Here is an 18,832-nt window from a genome sequence, read left to right as displayed (position 1 = left end):
GCTACGCAGTTTGCTGTAGCGGCCTGAGGGCTATCAGCTGCTGTTCGCCAATCAGAGCATTGCCAATCAGAGCGCTGCCAAGTAGCGCATTAGCAAGTAGAGTCTTGCCAAGTATCGCCTTGCTAATCAGCGCGTTGCTAATTTAACATCGGCATTCTTGGCGCCCGTGGTTAAGGTTGTGGCTTCGGTGGGCAGGGCCTCTGCTACCGCTTAAGGCGCGCGTTGATTTAAAAATTGTGCGGCGCTGCAAAGCAGGCTCAATTGGGGCTTGTTTATTACGCATTAACCACGTAAAACAAGCATTTTTAGCGTACCGTTATGTATCGCCGAATAATGGAGTAATCAAATTTGGAACACTTAGTGTGGGAGCTTAATCCTGTCATGGTCTCATTTATGGGGTTGACAGTGCATTGGTATGGTGTGTTATTTGCGATTGCGATCACCGCGGGTTTTCAAGTGATGAAGCGCATTTATATCAAGGAACAGCTTGACGTTGAATCCCTTGATAATCTTTTGATTTATTGCGTTATCGGCATCATCGTCGGGGCGCGATTAGCCCACTGTGTTTTTTACGATCCCGGCTATTACTTCTCCCATCCCTTGAAGATTTTGGCGATATGGGAAGGCGGGCTGGCTAGCCATGGCGGCGGTTTAGGGGCGATTTTGGCCTTGTATTATTATCAGCGTAAGGTGAAGCTGCCTTTCTTATTTTTGCTCGACAGATTGGCGATTGCCACCGCCATTTTCGGCTTTTTTGTGCGCATCGCAAACTTTGCCAACTCTGAAATTTTAGGCGAACCTACCACCTTGCCTTGGGGGGTGATTTTTGCCCGAGTGGATATGCTACCCCGGCACCCAGCCCAGCTGTATGAGGCGTTAGCCTATTTAACCATCTTTATCGGGCTCTATGCCTTGTATCAATTAACGCAAATTAAGCAGCGTTATGGCGCTCTGTTTGGGGTGTTTTTGGTGTCGGTGTTTAGCGCGCGTATCGGGATTGAGTCCCTCAAAGTTAGCCAAGCGGCTTACACTGAAACCTTCCTCAGCGCTGGCCAATGGCTCAGTTTGCCGTTTTTAGCGGTTGGCATAATACTGCTAATCTTGGCGTATCGAAAAGCGCCGGCCAACGAACGAGCCTGATGTGGTCTTAAGGCTTTCTCATCGCGGGAAAGCCTTTTTTATGCGAGCTTAGGCTCGCATTTTTGTTAGGCTTGTCCTAAAAATACAAATTAAATGACGGTTGTGTGCAAGTTATGACTATTACTGCAGCACGGCGGTTTTTTTTAAGATAGAATCCGCTCCCAAAATTCGGTGCCAGCAATCATTACGAGAGCTTAGCTATCAGGATGTTATCTCGGTGGCTTAGGGATTTTGGGCACCGAATCGACCTACTTGCTAAAAGCTTGCGTTTTAGTCACCTAACAATAACGATCACTATGGGGACGGTGTCATGTCAGAGAAGTATTTTGTTACAGCACAGCAATTGCTAGAAGATTCATTTCTATTAGCGTCAAAGGTTTATGAGAGCGGCTTTCGCCCGCAGTTTATTGTGGGGATCTGGCGCGGGGGAGCACCGATTGGGATTGCAGTGCAAGAATTTTTTGATTTTAAACAAGTCGAAACTGACCATATCGCCGTACGCACCTCATCTTACTACGGCATCGGCACCGACAAGCAAAGCAAAGAAATCAAAGTTCATGGCCTGCATTACATCATCGAAAATGCCAATGCCAGCGATGGCTTATTGATTGTCGATGACGTGTTTGATTCTGGCCGCAGTATCCATGCCTTAAAGGAAAAGTTAAGCCAATTGATGCGCTTAAATTTACCTCAGGATATTCGCATTGCGTGCCCCTATTACAAGCCGAAAAACACGGCGGTGCCGTTAAAACCGGATTATTATATTCACGCTTCTGAGGATTGGTTGGTATTCCCCCATGAGGTGACCGGGCTGACTCCAGAAGAAATCGCCAGCGGCAAGGGCGATTTAAAAAATATTCAGCATCTTTTTAAGTAGTCGTCACCGCGGCGGGCATGAATATTTTCACGCAAGCGATCTTTTTCTGCCGAAATCAAGTAAACTGCGCTCCTTTTGTTTTATGATGAGCGTTTGTAGCGCTTGATAAGACACACGTGGCAAGCATCATTTTAGGAATAGAGCAGAATGAGCAAGGGCAAAAAATACGATTTTCGCGTCACACAAGGTGATAACGGCTGGAAAACAGAAATTACCCGCCGCATGACGTCGACCAAAACCGTGGTTTCTAAGAGCCATGATGGCTTTGCGACGGAAGCCGAGGCGCAGGCTTGGGGTGTAGCTGAATTGCACGTTTTTTTAGGCACGCTGGCTGAGCGCAATAAGCGCCGCTCTGAAAAGCAAGCTAAAGCCAAATTAGCGGCAGCCTTGGCAGCCGAAGCGGCCACCGATGCCGTGGATTTGGACGATGAAGACGAGTTCGACGAAGCCTAATCGCTCCCATGGTCAAGCTTAAATGCTTGAGCCAGATCCTAGCAAAAACCTCCACTTCTTGGAGGTTTTTTGTTATTTGCCCCTTGATGATTTGCGGGGTGGTTGGAGGCTAGGTTGGGGCGAAAGGGTAACCCTTGTTCCTTCTTCTGTTTTACGCCAAACACAACGCTCCGGCCGCGCGGTGGAGTGACCTTGCTGAAATCATAAATTGCAGTGGCCATAGCATTAGACTTATATCCGTTTAGACGTCTATAATGCCCGCGTTTGCTCGTCGTGCTGGCAAGTCACCGCTAAGGGTCCTAGACTCGCCGTGATCCCCTCGCGCGAGGGCAACAGTGTTTTTAAGCATGAGTCTTAAAAATAACGCGTTAAGATCCAATTTTGAGTCAACCCTCAGAGGTGCTTGGCGGCTAACGCCGCGAGATAATCGGGAAGCCAGTGAAATTCTGGCACTGCCCCCGCAACGGTAAATGGTGAGATACCACCGCAGTCGTACGGCCCATTGCTCAGATGGTTCCGGTGCGCCTGTTAAAGGTGAGTGTCGCGTGACTCTTTTGGCTGCTTTGGCGCGCCATCGGGTGACATAGCCTAAGTCCGGAGACCGGCCCTGAAGGTGATTTTGAGATTTCGGTGGGCAGATCTCAAAATGCGATAGTGACTGTGAGTATGGCAACCTTTATCCCTTTTGAGCGCATACGCCTCAGGGGGATGGGCTAATACTGGAGCAACGGTATCGTGGCGCCAATGCCCCGTTTTCCTTCTGGAGTTAAAGGTAAAATGGGAACTAATCTAACAAAAATCGCGCTGCTGATTGGCAGCCTGTCAGTCAGTGCACCGCTGCTGGCGGATACGTCTGCGACTCGCTCGCCTGCAACTGGCAGTTCTGCTAGCCCTAACATTGATGAGCATTTGGTGGTGATCGGCCGGGCGGATAACAGCCCCCTGAATATTGCCGCCAATGTTAACGTGATTGATGCCGCAGCGATTGCAATGAGTGGCGCGACCAATCTGACCGAGGTGTTACGCGGCCAAAGTGGTATTCAAATTGCTGATAATAATATCGGTGTAAGCTTTGCCATGCGCGGGTTTAGTGCCAGTACGGCCGTAAATAACACCTTGATTTTAGTCGATGGTCGTCGTCTTAATTCTATCGATATTGCAGCGCCGAGCCTCAATGCCATTCCGCTCAACTTCGTCGAGCGTATTGAGATTTTAGCGGGCAGTGCGGGCGTGCTTTATGGCGATCAGGCCGTCGGCGGCGTGATTAATATTGTCACTAAATCCCCTGAGCAGCATGCAGGTGGAGTGCAGTTATCCGGCGGCAGTTTTAATACTTACGAAGGTCGTGCAGATCTCTCAGGGGCGATCAATGATCGTTGGCGCTATTATGTGACTGGTAGTTATAACCAAGGGGATAATTACCGCCAGCACAATGCCAGTCAAACCGGTTCGATCCTCGGGCGGCTGCAATATCAAACCGCCACCGATCGCTTTTTTATCGAAACCAGTTATTACGATGACGACCGTGAAAACCCCGGGTCCATTAGCGCCACAGATTTTAAGCAAGATCCACGTCAGTCTTGGAATCGCGATGAGTATGTCCATGAAATGACGACCGTCGCCCGCAGTGGTTATCAACATCAGCTTAATTCACATTGGACGCTCTTTGCGGATGTCGATTACAGCGATACCTTAGTGTCTTCGTTAAATTGGGGCGCTGCGAGCCATAACACCCGATCATTGTTGATGTTTAGCCCTAAAGCTCAGGCGAGCTACCCTACGCGCCAAGGGGAATTGCTGTGGGTCACAGGATTGGATATCAGCCGAGGTAAGGCCGATTACGCCAGCGTAGAAGAAGGACAACATATCGCGACGCGCAGCAATGTGCAGCAAATGCAAAGTGCCTATCTGCAGGCCACGGTGCCATTAAGCCCCCGCTTAAGTTATGTGGTCGGCGGGCGTTATGCCAAGGTGACTGATGAATTAGTGGATGGCGCTGTGTATCCAAAGGGGATTGATTTAGATGAAGATGCGCGCGCTTTTGAGTTAGGTCTGAATTATCGCCCGAACGGCGAACAGCGTTTTTATCTGCGCACTGATGAAAACTTCCGCTTTGCCAAAGTGGATGAACAAGCCTATACCCCCAAAGACATTATGGGCCTCAAACCGCAGACCGGCCGCTCCTTTGAAGCCGGTTGGGATTGGGTGTTAGCGAGCCACACCCTGCGCACCAATGTGTATCGCCTCGATTTAGAAGATGAAATCGTTTTTGACCCTAGCGCCGAAAAACCAATTGGCGGCGCGTTTGAGGGGGCAAACGTCAATGCCGATGCCTCACGCCGCTATGGCGCGAGTGCTGATTGGGGTTGGCAGGTGAGTCAGGCGCTGCAATTGGGGCTGGCCTATCACTATGTTGACGCCGAATTTACCGAGGGCTTGAACCAAGGCAAAGCTTTGTCTTGGGTGGCGCAGCATTCGGGAAGGGGTTATTTAAGTTTTGATTTTGCAGAGCATTTCCAAGTATTTGCCGAAGCCATTTATACAGGCAAACGCTTTATTGAGGGGGATAATGCCAATGAGGGCGACAGATTAGCCAGCTATGTGCTGGGTAATTTAGCTCTTAATTACCAGCGCGGTGATTGGCACTCGAGTCTGCGCATCGATAACCTGTTTGATAAACAGTACGTCAGCTCGGGTTACTTTGGTGGCGAGTGGGGAGATAGCTATTATGTTGGCCGCGGCCGGGATATCCGCTTGACCGTCGGTTATCGCTTTTAAGGACGATGGCCTAACAGAAATCGCTTGAGTGATATCGCGTGACGGGTATCGCTCGGCGAGTGTCAATGTCAGGTTAACCTCGGCGATAGGTTAACCTGTAACCGATTTTATTCGACGCGCTTTGGCTTTTTTGATGAAAATTGACTTTTAGCGTGTAATCTTAGTCACTTAACTTTATATTTATGCAGGGTTAACCGCGATAAATCCCTTGCAGGAGCTGATTTCGATAAGACCTATCGTTATCGGGGCTACTGAGGCCAACAATCGGCCATTGAGTAGGAATGGTATGTGCGGTATTGCAATCATCTTTTGGTTAATTAACAGGTATACAGTGTCCTATGACAGATCTTGAGCAACAGGTTTTTACTCAAGTCAGAGCCATCATCGCGAATGAAGAACAAGTGATTGGCCGCCGAGGTATTTTGATCCCGCTTAAGAAGGCGATTCTTGCGCAGGGCGATATTCGTAATGTGATCGATATTATTTCGAGCGATCCCGCGCTTGCGGCTCACATGCTGATGCGCAGTAATGCGGCGCAGGCATCGACCGTGGTCAGTGCCAAATCCCGGACTGTTAAGGATGCGTTAATCCGTCTAGGTGAAGTGAATATCTACCGTTATGCTTTTATGTTTTATTTAAAAGAGCGTCTTGATGAGCTGCCTCAGCCCTATAAAAAGTTAGTGCAAGGTTATTGGAAATTAACTGAAAATATTGCAGTAGAGGCCGTCGATAGCCTAGTGACCATGCCGAGTGTTGAGGTTGATGCCGATGAATTGCAAACCTTGGCGTTATTTAGCGTATTTGGCCAAATTATTGCGTTAACTGCCTTTGCCTATTTGAATGCCAAGGCGGGGGAGACTTTCCCGCTGAGTGTGATTAAGTCATTGATTGATAATCAGCAGCAGACCTTAACCATTGAGGCTTTTGAGGCTTTAGAGCTGGATGAGGATTTGCGCCTAGAGTTCATGATTGCCCATAATTTGCGCCAGACCCGCAATCCCCAATCCCCAGGGCTGATATTGCGCCGCATCCTATCCTCGCGGGGCTTATTACTTAATCCGCTGTAAAACCGTACTAGCCAAGCGCGCAAGCTCAGCGCTTTGGCTTTGCGTCGTCTTTCGTTTAACTGAGTATATTAGTCCAAGCCTGCTGAGCGCAGGCCTGCGGCGCGGCTTTGGCCATTTTTGAGCTCAGCTTCGGTGGCAAAAATCTTAGGTAAAATTTCTTCGGCCAGATGTAGCAGGCGCACGCCTTCCTCGGTAAAAGACAACGGCTTACTTTTTCGCACAAAAATGGGTGAGTTGATGCGTTGTTCTAATTCTTTAATTTGGTGAGAAAGGGCGGACTGAGTCACGAAGCGTTTTTTGGCTGCGCCGGCCAGACTGCCACTTTCCTTCAAGGCCATTAAGGTTCGCAGGTGTCTTAGTTCGATCATGATAGCTCCAAGTGAATTTCGCTCAGGTTGCGCTTGCAAGCAATTGGGTTATCAAGAGACTACCATAATAAACTTCTAGACGTCCAGACGCCTGATGTTATTTATTCTCCTCCTCGAACTGGGCGGCAGCTGCGTTTGCCTCGCGGTTAGGCATCTCGGGGCAAGCCTTTGGTGATGATCCGTACGAGGCGCTGGGTTTGGCGCTGGGCCTGCTGGGGGAGCGCTTGCACTGCGCTCAAGCGTGATAGCTGGGCATGCAGAGCCCATTGGATATGCTCGCGCACCAGATCATCGACTTCCTCGCTGTGCATCCTATCTTGCAGCGCGGTAATGATGTTGGGGTCGGCAGGCGCGTTACCGAGCGCCACTGCGATATTGCGTAGCCAGCGCTGATGGCCAATGCGGCGAATGGCGCTGCCTTCGGTCTGTGTTAAAAATTCCGCTTCACTCCAAGCAAATAGGCTAAGCAGCTCCACTTGTTTAAGTTGCTTGCGGATATAAAAGTCGGGCTCTTGGGTTAAGGGCGCGGCGCGATTAACCGGGCAGACAAGTTGGCAATCATCGCAGCCGTAGATGCGATTACCGATAAGCGGCCTCAGTTCTTCGGGAATCGCGCCGGATAATTCAATGGTGAGGTACGAAATGCAGCGTCTTGCATCGACAACATAGGGCGCGACAATCGCCGCCGTAGGGCAGGCGGTGATGCAGGCGACGCACTGATGACAGCCTTCAGCAATCGGAATGTCGACAGGCAAGGGTAAATTAATCAGTAATTCCCCTAAAAAGAACCAACTACCGGCAGTATGATTCAGCAGAAGTGAGTGTTTGCCGGTCCAGCCGATCCCCGCTTTGGCGGCTAACGGGCGCTCGAGGATCGGTGCCGAATCGACAAAAGGGCGAAAATCGGCGGCCGCGAAGCCCTGTTGAGTTAACTCGGTGTTTATCTGATCCCCCAGTTTTTTAAGGCGAGCGCGGATGACTTTATGGTAGTCGCGCCCCCCCGCATACCGCGAGATATAGCCAAGATGTGGGTTAGCAAGCGCCGTTGCAAAGCCCGCCTCAGGGGGTAAATAATCCATGCGCACGGCAATTACCCTAAGTGTGCCGGGGTGTAATTCCTGCGGACGGGCCCGCATCATGCCGTGGCTTGCCATATAGGCCATGTCGCCGTGATAACCTTGGTCAAGCCAAGCTTGGAGCTTGGGTTCTTCTGCGGTTAACTCGGGCTCACAAATGCCCACTTGGGCAAAGCCTAAGGCTTTTGCCCAGGATTTGATTTGTTGTGCCAGCGTTGCGAGCGTGCGCGCATCGGCAGGTGTAGTAGGAATATCGATAACAGATGACATAAAAATGCAAAGGCGGTAGCAGATCCGTGGCGCTATGATAGCAGTTTTCTTGCTAGGCGTTGGCGTTAACGCAGCAGCTTGGCTGCCTTTTCCCCATATTAAGCCTTGGCATATTCCCATAAAATGGCCGATTTTTCGTAATGTAAGGCCAAGAGGCGCTTGCAGAATGACGCGCAACACGTTTGTTGCCCAAGGCAGATGATAAGGGCGTTGTGTTGATGGCTTAGCTATTTTTACTGTTATTAAATTTACTGATATTAAGTATTAAGCGTCTGCCAATTTGATACAGTTGCGCCCTGCATTTTTAGCTTCATACAGCGCTTTGTCAGCCCGTTTAAGTAAACCGGAAAAATCCTTATCTAATTGGTCTGAGTGCGCATGTGTCGGTTTAAATGTGGCCACCCCGATACTGACGGTGAGTGTGAGCGCTGGGGGTAATTCCCGCTGGCTGATTTGGGTTATGTTGGCTTGCAGCTTTTGTGCAAGCAACTGAGCTTCTTTGGCATCGGTATTGGGCAGTAGGATTAAAAACTCCTCTCCACCGATGCGACCCATACGTTCATTATTCCCCGTGAGCGCTCGACCCGCTTGAGCAATGGCGTTTAGCGCCTGATCGCCAAGTTCATGGCCAAAGTTATCATTAATTTGTTTGAAATGATCTACATCGCAAATCAACACAGTAAAGGGCGTACTTTGCTCGTTGGCTTTAGCAAAATAGCTGACCGCTTGGGTATAAATATGTCTGCGATTGGGTAATTGGGTGAGATGATCTGTGAGGGCAATAATTTGCAGTTGGCGATTACGACTCACTTGTTTGTAGGCAAATGTGGAGACGATGGAAAGAATACAGCCAGCCAGTAAAAGGATGACATATTGCAATGATTTATTTTTTTTAAGTAATTCGAGCTCTTGTTCTTTGAGCTGTTGATTCTCAATTAAGCGCTTATTCTCAGATTCGATGCGACTGGTGTCAAACTTGACTTTTAACTGTGTTGTTTGCTGAGATAATGAATTGCCATCGACAGTTTTGTTTATCTGAATAAAGTCCTTTAGTGTCCGATGAGCGGCTGGATAATCACTCATAGCAGCATAAATATCACTTTTTAACGGGAGTAATTTGACAAGCCCGCGATGATTTTGAATAGAGCGAAAGGATTGCTCACTTTGGGTGGCGGCTTCTATGGCTGCGTTATACTCGCCGCGCATAAAGTACAATTCTGCGAGCATTAATTTCATAAAACTGTATGCCGTGGGATCTGTTTCGTTGATCACTTTCTGTGCTTGAGTAAGATACTGCTCAGCTTCAGTGAAGCGCTTTAATTTTATTAAGCTATAAGCAATATTGGCTTCGGCAATGGCGGCGGCATTGGCCTCTTGCTGTTCCTTATGGTAACGATAGGTTATTTGAAATTGCTCGATAGCTTGTTCATGCTCGCCAAGTTCATCGAGAGCTAATCCAATGTCGGAGGTAACAAAAATGGCGGGCTCAGTTTTATTGGTTTGCAGGTAAATTTCTTTGAGTTTTTTGTAATAACGGATCGCGCTTTGGGGATCGCCATAACGCCTAAAGCTGGTGGCAATCCCATTAAGATTAAAATTGGCCCAGCCGGTTAGATTTAAGGATTCGTAGAGACCCTGGGCCGTCACTAAGTCATTTAAGGCTGCTGAAAAGTCACCAATATAGGAATATAGAAAGCCTCGCAAGCTTGTCGAGTCGGCAATAAGCTTAAGGTCTTCATGTTCATAGGCGCTTTTGACGCCACGGTTGTATCCCTCAAATGCACCATTAACATCACCGCTTAATTGTAAATACCAAGCCTGGCAGAGGGTAATATCGGTGCGATAGCTGTTAGATGCGTTTGCGGGAATGTCATTCATCAACTGGGTGGCATAATGCAATGCTTCAGTGATTTCGTCTGCGGAGTTTGAAGGATAATGCCAGCATTTTAGCTGTTGCAGTTTTTCGAGCCGAGAAGTATCCGTCGGTGAGATGAGTTGACTTAATTGCTGTAGATCCTGATCAATCATTTCTTGGGGGATCATGTCGCCGTTGTCGTGTTTTTTAAATATTATATCCGCCTCAGGATTTTCCTGCGCCAGCGCGAGGGACAGGGTGGATAGCAGAAGTAACAACACTATCGGAAAATAACACACTGAATTTCGCAAGGGGAGAGACTCCTGTCCGGGAAAAATAACATCTTGTTTACCATACTAGCATATTATTTTTTTTAATGGTTGATCTTGATTCATCACAATTTTGTATTAATCAACTTTACATTTAACCATGTTTATCACTCATCTAAGTAGCATTCACAGGCGTATGAGGGTATAAACGTCGGCTTAAAATTTATCGATGCTGGGGGCGTGTTGAAAGCACTAGTGGCAGTATGTTTATTGAGTATCAGTAGCTTTAGCTGGGCTAGCTCCGATTTAGAGACCTCTGGGGATGTCTTGCACTTGCTGTTGCCCGCGACGGCATTAGGGGCAACCTTGTGGTACGAGGATAACTATGATGGCAGTTGGCAATTAATGCGGGCGGCGGTGTCGAGCCGCTTAATTGTGGAAGGGCTGAAGTATGGGGTGAGTAAAGACAGGCCTGACGGCAGTGGCGACGACTCTTTTCCATCGGGCCATACCTCAGATAGTTTTATGGCGGCCACCTTTATTCAGCAGCGGTATGGTTGGCAATATGGCTTACCCGCTTACGCCCTTGCCTCCTATGTGGGTTATACCCGAGTGGCGAGCGATCAACATTATTTAGAAGATGTGTTAGTGGGCGCCGCCATCGGGGCGCTAGCGGGCTGGTATTTTTCTGAGCCGTATCAAGGGCTCACTGTGACGCCCTTAGCGAGTCAGGGCGTGTATGGCTTATATGTAAGTGGCCAGTTTTAGCCACGTTTTTTGTTGGGAATGAGAGAGTATTTATGAGTCAATTATCTGATGCTTATCGCGAGATGGCGACGCAAACGTCTTTTAATGTTGCGAATAAAGTCTTGCCAATGGCGAATATGCCCGAGAGTTTAGTGGCAGCTTACCAAGGCCTGTTGGCGGAATTGTTACAGGACAAAGACGCATCATTTAGCCAAGCTTGGCAGGCGCTGCCGGCGAGCGCGCAACAGCTTATGCCACAGGCTCAATTCCATGGCTTTTATATCGCCAATGCTTGGCTGCAATTAAGCCGAGTCGCTCAGGAGATTTCTGAGCAGGCCGATACTGAGGAAGCCATCAACGAGAAAGAGTACGACGGCATATTTAGCCGTTTGGCGCAGCAGTCACTCAAGGAATGTGTGCGCAAGTTGAAAAAGGCCAGAACCGATCGCTCTATGCTGAATAGTTTTAAGCAGGTGATGGCGCCGTAAATTCCGCTTCGCGTATGAAGGGGTTGGCGAGTGATTGGCCACGTGGTTAATGTGGCTCGGTAAGGTTGTCGACTGTTTATTTTGGCTATTAACTTATCCGATTATCCGATTATCCGATTATCCGATTATCCGATTATCCGATTATCCAACTATCCGAATATCGACAGTCACAAGGCCCGTCATGGTGAGATGACGGGCCTTGTGGTTTAAGCCAGCATAAGCAGCACTTTAGAATGAGGTTCGCTTATATCGACGGTATTCTGGTTTCCAAAAGTTATCTTCAATGGCTTGCTGAAGCAACTCATCGCTGGCGGGTAGGGATAACCCTTGTGCTATCGCGACTTTACCGACCGCAAAGGCGATATGTTTGCTCACAGTATGAATATCTTCCAGTTTGGGCAGCAGCGGGCCTGTACCATGAATGGCCAAGGGCGAGCATTCAGCTAAGGCGCGGCTTGAGGCCATTAACATGGCATCGGAGACGTGGCTGGCGCCAGAGGCCAGCACACCTAAGCCAATCCCTGGGAAGATAAAACTATTATTACACTGGGCAATTTCATAGGTTTCCCCATCAATCACCACCGGCTCAAATGGACTGCCAGTGGCGACGAGTGCTTGCCCTGACGTCCAATGTAAAATGTCCTTTGGCGTAGCTTCAACCCGACTGGTTGGGTTAGATAGCGGGAAGATAATCGGTCGAGCGCAGTGGCTATGCATTGCCCGAATAATTTCTTCAGTGAATAATCCCGGTGCGCCTGAGACCCCAATTAATACCGTAGGTTTGGCATTATTGACGACATCCAATAGGGAAATATTGTCGCTAAAGTTATGCCAGTGACTAATATCGCTGCACTTTTGCGTCAGTTTTTGCTGGAAGGGCAACAGGTTTGGCATGTTGTCTAGCAACAATCCCCAGCGATCCACCATACACACTTGGCTACGCGCTTGCTCGTCGCTTATGCCTTCGGACACCATTTGCGCAACGATGGCCTCGGCGATACCGCATCCTGCGCTGCCTGCGCCTAAAAAGGCAATTCGCTGTTGCTTCAGTTCCGTTCCGGCAGCTTTGCAGGCCGCCAGTAGAGAGCCGACAGTGACTGCTGCAGTGCCTTGAATATCATCGTTAAAACAGCAATAGCGATCCTTATAACGCTCAAGGATGGGCATCGCATTCTTTTGGGCGAAGTCTTCAAATTGGATCAGGGTATCTGGCCAGCGGATATGGACGGCTTGCATAAAGGCTTCGATAAAATCGGCATATTCTTGGCCACCGATCCGAGGATGACGCCAGCCCATGTACATGGGATCTTCTAACAGTTGTGGGTTATCGGTGCCGACATCGAGGGTGATCGGCAGAGTATAGGCTGGGCTTATCCCGCCGCAACTGGTGTACAGCGACAATTTGCCAATCGGGATCCCCATGCCGCCAATCCCCTGATCGCCCAGGCCTAAAATCCGTTCACCGTCAGTTACCACGATGATTTTGACCTTTTGGCGGGTGGAGTTGTTTAAAATGTCATCAATCCTGTCTTTGTTGGGATAGGAGATGAACAGGCCACGGTTGCGGCGATAGTTTTTTGAAAAGCGCTCACAGGCCAACCCTACCGTTGGCGTGTAGATAATCGGCATCATTTCGCTGATGTGATTTTGCACTAAACGATAAAACAGGGTTTCGTTAGTGTCTTGGATATTGCGCAGGTAAATGTGCTTGTCGAGGTCATTATTGAAACTTTTAAATTGATGGTAGGCACGGGATGCCTGTTCTTCAATGGTTTCAATTGCGTAGGGGAGTAGGCCTTCGAGATTAAAGAAAATTCGCTCTTCTTCAGAAAATGCACTGCCCTTGTTAATGAGTGGGGCTTCAAGAATGGCAGGTCCTGCAAACGGAAGATAGAGGGGGCGTTTATTATCGACCATGGGTAACCTTTGAGTTGTTGTTTAATTGGTTTGCTACGTGCTACAGGTCACGCTAGGGTAACATGAAATGTGATCGTTGTGGTCTTATCCTGAGGTATTTATGGCACTTTTTGCCAGATAACCCCGTGGCGCTGCTTAACTCTGCCGCTTTTGCTCGGGCGGTGTCACGATGGCGTGGTGCCTTTTTGGTGACGGTATTCGCGGGTTGCCCGCTGAGGTTTAAGGGTGAATAAGGGCGGCGGGATGTCCGGGAAATACGAAAATGATGATACGAAAACGATGATACGAAAATGATGATACGAAAACGATGAGTGGCGGATGGCGGAGCCGCAACGGCTCATTTAGGCGAGCTCTGCTCGCGATATGCCATAAAAAACGCAGCCGAAGCTGCGTAGGTGGTGCGCGATGGTCAATCTTAGCGCCTTACACGCCGCGATATTTCAGGGATAAGCCGCGGATGAAATTTCGCAGAATTTGATCGCCACATTCTTTGAAGTTTTTATGCTCTGGATTGCGGAACAGGGCGCTCAGTTCTGATTTTGACATCTGCATATCGGCTAAGGCGAGGGTGGCCACGATATCTTCTTCACGCATTTCGAGAGCGACTCGTAGCTTTTTGAAGATGAGGTTGTTGTTTAAACGTGAAACCGGTGCAGGGATGTCAGCGCCTTCACGTAGGCCGCGCTTATCAATGATAAGACCATCTAAAAACTGGCATAGGGTCGTGTCGTTACACGCCTTATAACCTTCTTCCTCTTCTTTGCGTAGCAGATCAATCATCTCTTCGACGGGCACTTCTCTTCCAGCTTTGGCAAAAATCTTAATCATTTTGGCATTGCTGAAATCAAACACGAAGCGCAAACGGCGCAAAATATCATTGTTAATCATGGTCATCTCTTGGCGCGGCTGCGCGGTCTGGTTTAAGAAGGTGCATTATAACGTAAAAATCGCCTGAAATGCAGGCGAGGGTTTTAGCTGGCGAGGTCACGGGCCGCAATATGACTGCCGCGCAGCCCATGCATTCACTATGGCTTGCTGCGGCGCGCCCGTTAATAAGGAATTAAAGTTGGGTGGCCGCCCACTTTGCTCGGCTTTCACGGCTTTCACTTAAACCATGTTGCTCGCGGTAGCTTTTATAGGCATCGACATTTAACGGCACTAAGCTGACATCGACCTCAAGTACCAGTTTACATTCTTTTTTGATGCGCCACGCCGCGGTGTTATACAGCTCGGTTAAGGGCAGCGAGCTTAAAAACTCGGGATTATATTGGGTGTACAGGGCTTGGGTGGGATAAACCACAAAGGCGAGCTGGCGCTTGGGTTCTTTCTTAAACAGGGCTTCGATACCATCGGTGGTATTCAGGACTTGCATCTCGATAATATCGTCTATCTCGAGTAATTTTTTTTGGGCCAGCTCAGGCGCTAAGGCTTGACCCTGCTCCCAAGCGAGGACATCGGCTTCACTATGCTTGGTCAGTTCTGCCACTTGAGCCACGCTGAGGCTCAGTGATTGGCGTAGGTAGCTCATTTCGATGGCATTTAAGCCAATGGTTTTAGACATAATCAGATTCTCAAGTTCACTTAAATAAATTTAGTATTTGTTTTTTAACCAGATATCTTCGACCCATTCCCAGAAGGATTCCCAGTAGATATCGGCAAAGTCGCCATCTTGCCAAAAGTGCACTTGGCCATCTTGGTCGATGCAGTAAAAATTATCTCCCATCTGGCAGATGGCGATCATTTCCCTTGGCATGCCGATTGACCAAGCATAGCAGGTCACTTCAGGTAGATAGGTGTGGGAATAGGGATCGGCCACGGTTACGGGTTCGATGGCACCATAAATCACATCACTGGCGTAGAGCAGGTATTCCTTTAGCTCCCGCGGCAAGGCGATCAAAATCTGTTCTTCGACCTCAACCAATTGCTCAAATGTCGGTAATTCGAGTGGCACTGGCACGGTTTCACTGCGTTCTTGGAGCTGCTCAATTATATCGTGCATGGAATTTCCTTCGGGATGAGGCTATGGCGCGCGATTATATAATTAATCCCCATGGGATGCGAGAAAAGGGCGTGTGAGTCAATGACTGACGACGAGGCGAGCACTGCCTTTAAGATTGTTGAGGCGTCGCCGTTGAATGAAGATAACGGCATAGGCCTGCAGGCGATAGCCGGTAACGCCCTTATTCGGCAAGCTGAACAGGCCCGTTACGATGCGGGGTTAATATCGTGGTTTGCTATCCGTGAAGGTTGTGATGCGAGTTTGTGGTGCCGGATTGTTGTGCGGGTTTGTGCTGCAGGATAGTTGTGCGAGTTTGTGCTGCAGGATTGTTGTGTGATCTTCTGATGTGAGTTTGTTGTGTGAGTTTGTTGTGTGGTTTTGTTGTGTGAGTTCAGCAGGCTTGCTTGCGAGGCGTCAATGCCGGTGAACATCATAAACACAAAGGGAGCCTGCGCTCCCTTTGTGTTGTTACCCTAGGCGGTTAGCCGTGGTTTAAGGCCGCTTTTACAGGGCCTTTAAAATCGCTTCAACGCTGGCCTTGGCATCGCCAAACAGCATTTGGGTATTGTCTTTAAAGAACAGCGGGTTTTGCACGCCGGCGTAACCTGTGTTCATGGAGCGTTTAAAGCCAATAACGTTTTGCGCTTTCCACACTTCAAGCACAGGCATCCCCGCAATTGGGCTGCCCGGATCTTCCATCGCCGCAGGGTTCACCGTATCGTTTGCACCGATCACCAGCACGACATCAGTATCGCTAAAGTCTTCGTTGATTTCGTCCATTTCGAGCACGATATCGTAGGGGACTTTAGCTTCGGCCAGCAGTACGTTCATATGGCCGGGTAAACGCCCCGCCACAGGGTGAATACCAAAGCGCACTTTCACGCCGCGATCCCGCAGTTTTTGGGTGATTTCAGCGACAGGATACTGTGCCTGAGCCACCGCCATGCCATAGCCTGGGGTGATGATAACTGACGTAGCATTTTTCAGCATATCCGCCACATCTTCGGCGTTGGTCTCACGGTATTCGCCCATTTCCTCGTCAGCAGAGGAGGCCACACCATCGGTACCAAAACCGCCCGCGATAACGGAAATAAACGAGCGGTTCATCGCCTTACACATGATGTAAGACAGAATCGCCCCCGATGAGCCGACTAAGGCGCCTACCACGATCAACAGATCGTTGGAAAGCATAAAGCCCGCCGCCGCTGCCGCCCAACCTGAGTAGGAGTTGAGCATCGACACCACAACCGGCATATCCGCGCCGCCAATCGATGCCACTAAATGCCAGCCAAAGGCAAAGGCAATCAGCGTCATCAGCAGTAGCGCTGGCATAGTGCCGCCGGTTTGTACGAAGTACACCAGTAGGGCAAAGGACACCAATACCGCCACAAGGTTGAGTTTATGGCGGTGTGGCAACATCAAGGGTTTTGATGAAATCAGGCCGCGCAATTTACCAAAGGCGACAATGGAACCGGTGAAGGTGACGGCGCCGATGAAGATCCCAAGGAATACTTCAACCAAATGAATATTAAGCATGGCGCCAGTTAAGGGCTCATGGGTTGTTGTTGCCGCTGCCGTAAGGGCATTGTGCACCGCCGTTAACGTGGCATCAATATCGCCACCTACCGCGACCACTATTTGTGACACTTGCTCTGGGTGTAAATCGATAAAGCTATTAAAGCCGACTAACACCGCGGCCATGCCCACAAAACTGTGGAGTACGGCGACCAGCTCTGGCATTTCGGTCATTTCGACTTTTAAGGCTAAACGCACACCAATGGCGCCGCCGATCACCATCGCGACTAAAATCCAGGCAACCCCGCTAGTGTCAGGGTTGAAAATGGTTGCCAGTAGGGCTATCGCCATACCCGTTATTCCAAAAATATTGCCGTGTTTTGCCGTCTCTTGCTTCGACAGTCCCGCGAGACTGAAGATAAAGAGAATGGCGGCAACGATATAAGCTGCTGTTACCAGTCCTTGAGACACGTTAAACCCCCCTTAATCTTTACGGAACATCTTCAGCATGCGCTGAGTGACGGTAAAGCCGCCAAAGATGTTAATACTGGCGATCAGCACAGCAATAAATGCCATCACAGTCACCAAGGTTGAGCCTTGGCCAATTTGTAACAAGGCGCCGACCACGATAATGCCTGAAATCGCGTTAGTGACTGACATTAGCGGCGTATGCAGTGAGTGAGATACGTTCCACACGACGTAATAACCGACCACGCAGGACAGTAAAAACACCGTAAAGTGAGACAAAAACTCCGGTGGTGCCACCGAGGCCACTGCGGCAAACCCAAGCGCGCCCGCGGCGGCAAACAGGTATTTGAGTTTTGACGGCGCTTTGGCTTCCACGGCCTTGGCGACAACCTTAGCGGCGGGTTTTGCTGGCGCGGCCGAGACTGAAATGGCTGGTGGCGGGAAGGTGACTTCGCCTTCTTTCACTACTGTCATATTGCGCATGACCACATCCTCGAAGTTGATGTGGGCCACGCCGTCTTTTTCTTTACACATTAACTTCATCAGGTTGACGAGGTTCGTGCCATAAAGCTGTGATGATTGCGCAGGTAAACGGCCGGGAAGATCGGTATAGCCAATCACCTTCACGCCATTGTCCGTGATAAATAATTCACCCGGTTGGGTGTATTCACAGTTGCCACCGGCTTGAGCGGCCATATCGATAATCACCGAACCGCTCTTCATGCTATCGACCATGGCTTGGGTGATGAGCTTAGGCGCAGGACGGCCTGGGATCAGCGCAGTGGTGATAATGATGTCGACTTCTTTCGCTTGCTCGGCAAACAGCGCCATTTCGGCGGCAATAAATTCCTCGGACATGGTTTTGGCGTAACCGTCTGAGGAGCTGCCATCTTCGTTGGTAAAATCGAGTTTGAGGAACTGCCCACCCATGGATTCGATTTGCTCGGCCACTTCTAAACGAGTGTCGAAGGCGCGCACAATCGCCCCTAAGGAGCCCGCTGTGCCAATGGCTGCAAGTCCGGCAACCCCGGCACCGATCACGAGCACTTTCGCGGGGGGCACTTTACCTGCTGCGGTGATCTGGCCGGTAAAGAAACGGCCAAAGTGGTGGGCGGCTTCAACCACAGCACGGTAACCGCCAATGTTGGCCATAGAAGAAAGGGCATCGAGGGATTGGGCACGGGAAATCCGAGGCACCATATCCATCGCCATCACATTGATGTTGCGTTGAGAGAGCTTCTCTACTAACTGTGGATTTTGCGCGGGCCAAATAAAGCTAATCAGCGTTGCCCCTGGTTTAATCTGTTCAATTTCGGCATCGTTTGGCGCATTGACCTTAAAAATCAGATCCGCTTGCCAGACATCGGTCGTCACTGTTGCGCCTGCTGCTTCAAAGGCCGCATCATCGAAGCTAGATAGCTGACCGGCATTGGCCTCAATAACGACTTCAAAGCCGAGTTTTTTAAGCTGCTCAACGGTGGCTGGGGTCGCGGCGACCCGAGTCTCACCGGCGAGACTCTCTCTCGGTATTCCAATCTGCATGAC

At 49.5% G+C, this 18,832-nt stretch carries 16 protein-coding genes, 1 pseudogene and 1 riboswitch; of the genes and pseudogenes, 8 read left to right on the top strand and 9 right to left on the bottom strand.

Going from position 1 to position 18,832, the window contains the following annotated elements; all coding sequences use genetic code 11:
• The first annotated feature begins 348 nt into the window (after nucleotides 1-348).
• The 5 genes from lgt to ACRCZA_RS02995 all read left to right on the top strand — a co-directional run bounded on the left by lgt (nucleotide 349) and on the right by ACRCZA_RS02995 (nucleotide 6,315).
• Nucleotides 349-1,140, top strand: a complete 792-nt coding sequence (lgt, locus tag ACRCZA_RS03015; RefSeq protein ID WP_438673002.1) for a prolipoprotein diacylglyceryl transferase — start codon at nucleotides 349-351, stop codon at nucleotides 1,138-1,140.
• A 310-nt stretch (nucleotides 1,141-1,450) separates the two neighbouring features.
• The gene (locus tag ACRCZA_RS03010; RefSeq protein ID WP_438673001.1) at nucleotides 1,451-2,017 is read left to right on the top strand and encodes a phosphoribosyltransferase; all 567 of its coding nucleotides are present in this window, start codon (nucleotides 1,451-1,453) and stop codon (nucleotides 2,015-2,017) included.
• 147 nt (nucleotides 2,018-2,164) lie between these two features.
• The gene (locus ACRCZA_RS03005; RefSeq protein ID WP_438673000.1) at nucleotides 2,165-2,470 is read left to right on the top strand and encodes a DUF3622 domain-containing protein; all 306 of its coding nucleotides are present in this window, start codon (nucleotides 2,165-2,167) and stop codon (nucleotides 2,468-2,470) included.
• Between the two features lie 380 nt (nucleotides 2,471-2,850).
• A riboswitch (cobalamin riboswitch) is annotated at nucleotides 2,851-3,093 on the top strand.
• Nucleotides 3,094-3,247: 154 nt separating this feature from the next.
• Nucleotides 3,248-5,248, top strand: coding sequence for a TonB-dependent receptor (locus tag ACRCZA_RS03000; protein ID WP_438672999.1), 2,001 nt, complete (start codon nucleotides 3,248-3,250; stop codon nucleotides 5,246-5,248).
• Between the two features lie 338 nt (nucleotides 5,249-5,586).
• Nucleotides 5,587-6,315, top strand: coding sequence for an HDOD domain-containing protein (locus tag ACRCZA_RS02995; protein ID WP_438672998.1), 729 nt, complete (start codon nucleotides 5,587-5,589; stop codon nucleotides 6,313-6,315).
• Between the two features lie 71 nt (nucleotides 6,316-6,386).
• Here the strand turns inward: ACRCZA_RS02995 and ACRCZA_RS02990 are convergent.
• The 3 genes and pseudogenes from ACRCZA_RS02990 to ACRCZA_RS02980 all read right to left on the bottom strand — a co-directional run.
• Nucleotides 6,387-6,683, bottom strand: a pseudogene (locus tag ACRCZA_RS02990) (LysR family transcriptional regulator); the annotation flags it as partial.
• A gap of 146 nt (nucleotides 6,684-6,829) precedes the next feature.
• The gene (gene queG, locus ACRCZA_RS02985) at nucleotides 6,830-8,029 is read right to left on the bottom strand and encodes a tRNA epoxyqueuosine(34) reductase QueG (protein ID WP_438672997.1); all 1,200 of its coding nucleotides are present in this window, start codon (nucleotides 8,027-8,029) and stop codon (nucleotides 6,830-6,832) included.
• A 264-nt stretch (nucleotides 8,030-8,293) separates the two neighbouring features.
• Nucleotides 8,294-10,072 (bottom strand): tetratricopeptide repeat-containing diguanylate cyclase, encoded by a 1,779-nt coding sequence (locus tag ACRCZA_RS02980; protein ID WP_438673019.1) that lies wholly within the window; start codon nucleotides 10,070-10,072, stop codon nucleotides 8,294-8,296.
• Nucleotides 10,073-10,396: 324 nt separating this feature from the next.
• Here ACRCZA_RS02980 and ACRCZA_RS02975 point away from each other — a divergent pair, with 324 nt between their 5' ends.
• Complete coding sequence (locus tag ACRCZA_RS02975) at nucleotides 10,397-10,921, top strand: phosphatase PAP2 family protein (RefSeq protein WP_438673018.1); 525 nt, start codon at nucleotides 10,397-10,399, stop codon at nucleotides 10,919-10,921.
• A gap of 32 nt (nucleotides 10,922-10,953) precedes the next feature.
• Nucleotides 10,954-11,388, top strand: a complete 435-nt coding sequence (locus ACRCZA_RS02970) for a DUF3069 domain-containing protein (RefSeq protein ID WP_438672996.1) — start codon at nucleotides 10,954-10,956, stop codon at nucleotides 11,386-11,388.
• Nucleotides 11,389-11,616: 228 nt separating this feature from the next.
• Here the strand turns inward: ACRCZA_RS02970 and ACRCZA_RS02965 are convergent, their stop codons facing one another.
• The 4 genes from ACRCZA_RS02965 to ACRCZA_RS02950 all read right to left on the bottom strand — a co-directional run bounded on the left by ACRCZA_RS02965 (nucleotide 11,617) and on the right by ACRCZA_RS02950 (nucleotide 15,304).
• Complete coding sequence (locus ACRCZA_RS02965; protein WP_438672995.1) at nucleotides 11,617-13,305, bottom strand: NAD-dependent malic enzyme; 1,689 nt, start codon at nucleotides 13,303-13,305, stop codon at nucleotides 11,617-11,619.
• 423 nt (nucleotides 13,306-13,728) lie between these two features.
• Nucleotides 13,729-14,193, bottom strand: a complete 465-nt coding sequence (locus tag ACRCZA_RS02960; protein ID WP_438672994.1) for a DUF1456 family protein — start codon at nucleotides 14,191-14,193, stop codon at nucleotides 13,729-13,731.
• A gap of 172 nt (nucleotides 14,194-14,365) precedes the next feature.
• A complete protein-coding gene (locus tag ACRCZA_RS02955) occupies nucleotides 14,366-14,866 on the bottom strand; it encodes a DUF4447 family protein (RefSeq protein ID WP_438672993.1) in 501 nt (166 codons plus the stop codon).
• A 30-nt stretch (nucleotides 14,867-14,896) separates the two neighbouring features.
• Nucleotides 14,897-15,304, bottom strand: coding sequence for an SMI1/KNR4 family protein (locus tag ACRCZA_RS02950; RefSeq protein WP_438672992.1), 408 nt, complete (start codon nucleotides 15,302-15,304; stop codon nucleotides 14,897-14,899).
• 81 nt (nucleotides 15,305-15,385) lie between these two features.
• Between ACRCZA_RS02950 and ACRCZA_RS02945 the strand changes: the two genes are divergently transcribed.
• Entirely contained in the window at nucleotides 15,386-15,607 is a 222-nt protein-coding gene (locus tag ACRCZA_RS02945; protein WP_438672991.1) for a hypothetical protein, read from the top strand.
• A 201-nt stretch (nucleotides 15,608-15,808) separates the two neighbouring features.
• Here ACRCZA_RS02945 and pntB read toward each other — a convergent pair whose 3' ends face one another.
• A complete protein-coding gene (gene pntB / locus ACRCZA_RS02940; RefSeq protein ID WP_438672990.1) occupies nucleotides 15,809-17,290 on the bottom strand; it encodes a Re/Si-specific NAD(P)(+) transhydrogenase subunit beta in 1,482 nt (493 codons plus the stop codon).
• A 12-nt stretch (nucleotides 17,291-17,302) separates the two neighbouring features.
• Complete coding sequence (locus ACRCZA_RS02935; protein WP_438672989.1) at nucleotides 17,303-18,829, bottom strand: Re/Si-specific NAD(P)(+) transhydrogenase subunit alpha; 1,527 nt, start codon at nucleotides 18,827-18,829, stop codon at nucleotides 17,303-17,305.
• Nucleotides 18,830-18,832 lie beyond the last annotated feature (3 nt).

The sequence above is a fragment of the Shewanella sp. genome, from assembly GCF_051658185.1.
GTDB lineage: Bacteria > Pseudomonadota > Gammaproteobacteria > Enterobacterales > Shewanellaceae > Shewanella.
This window is presented reverse-complemented; position numbering and strand designations above follow the sequence as displayed.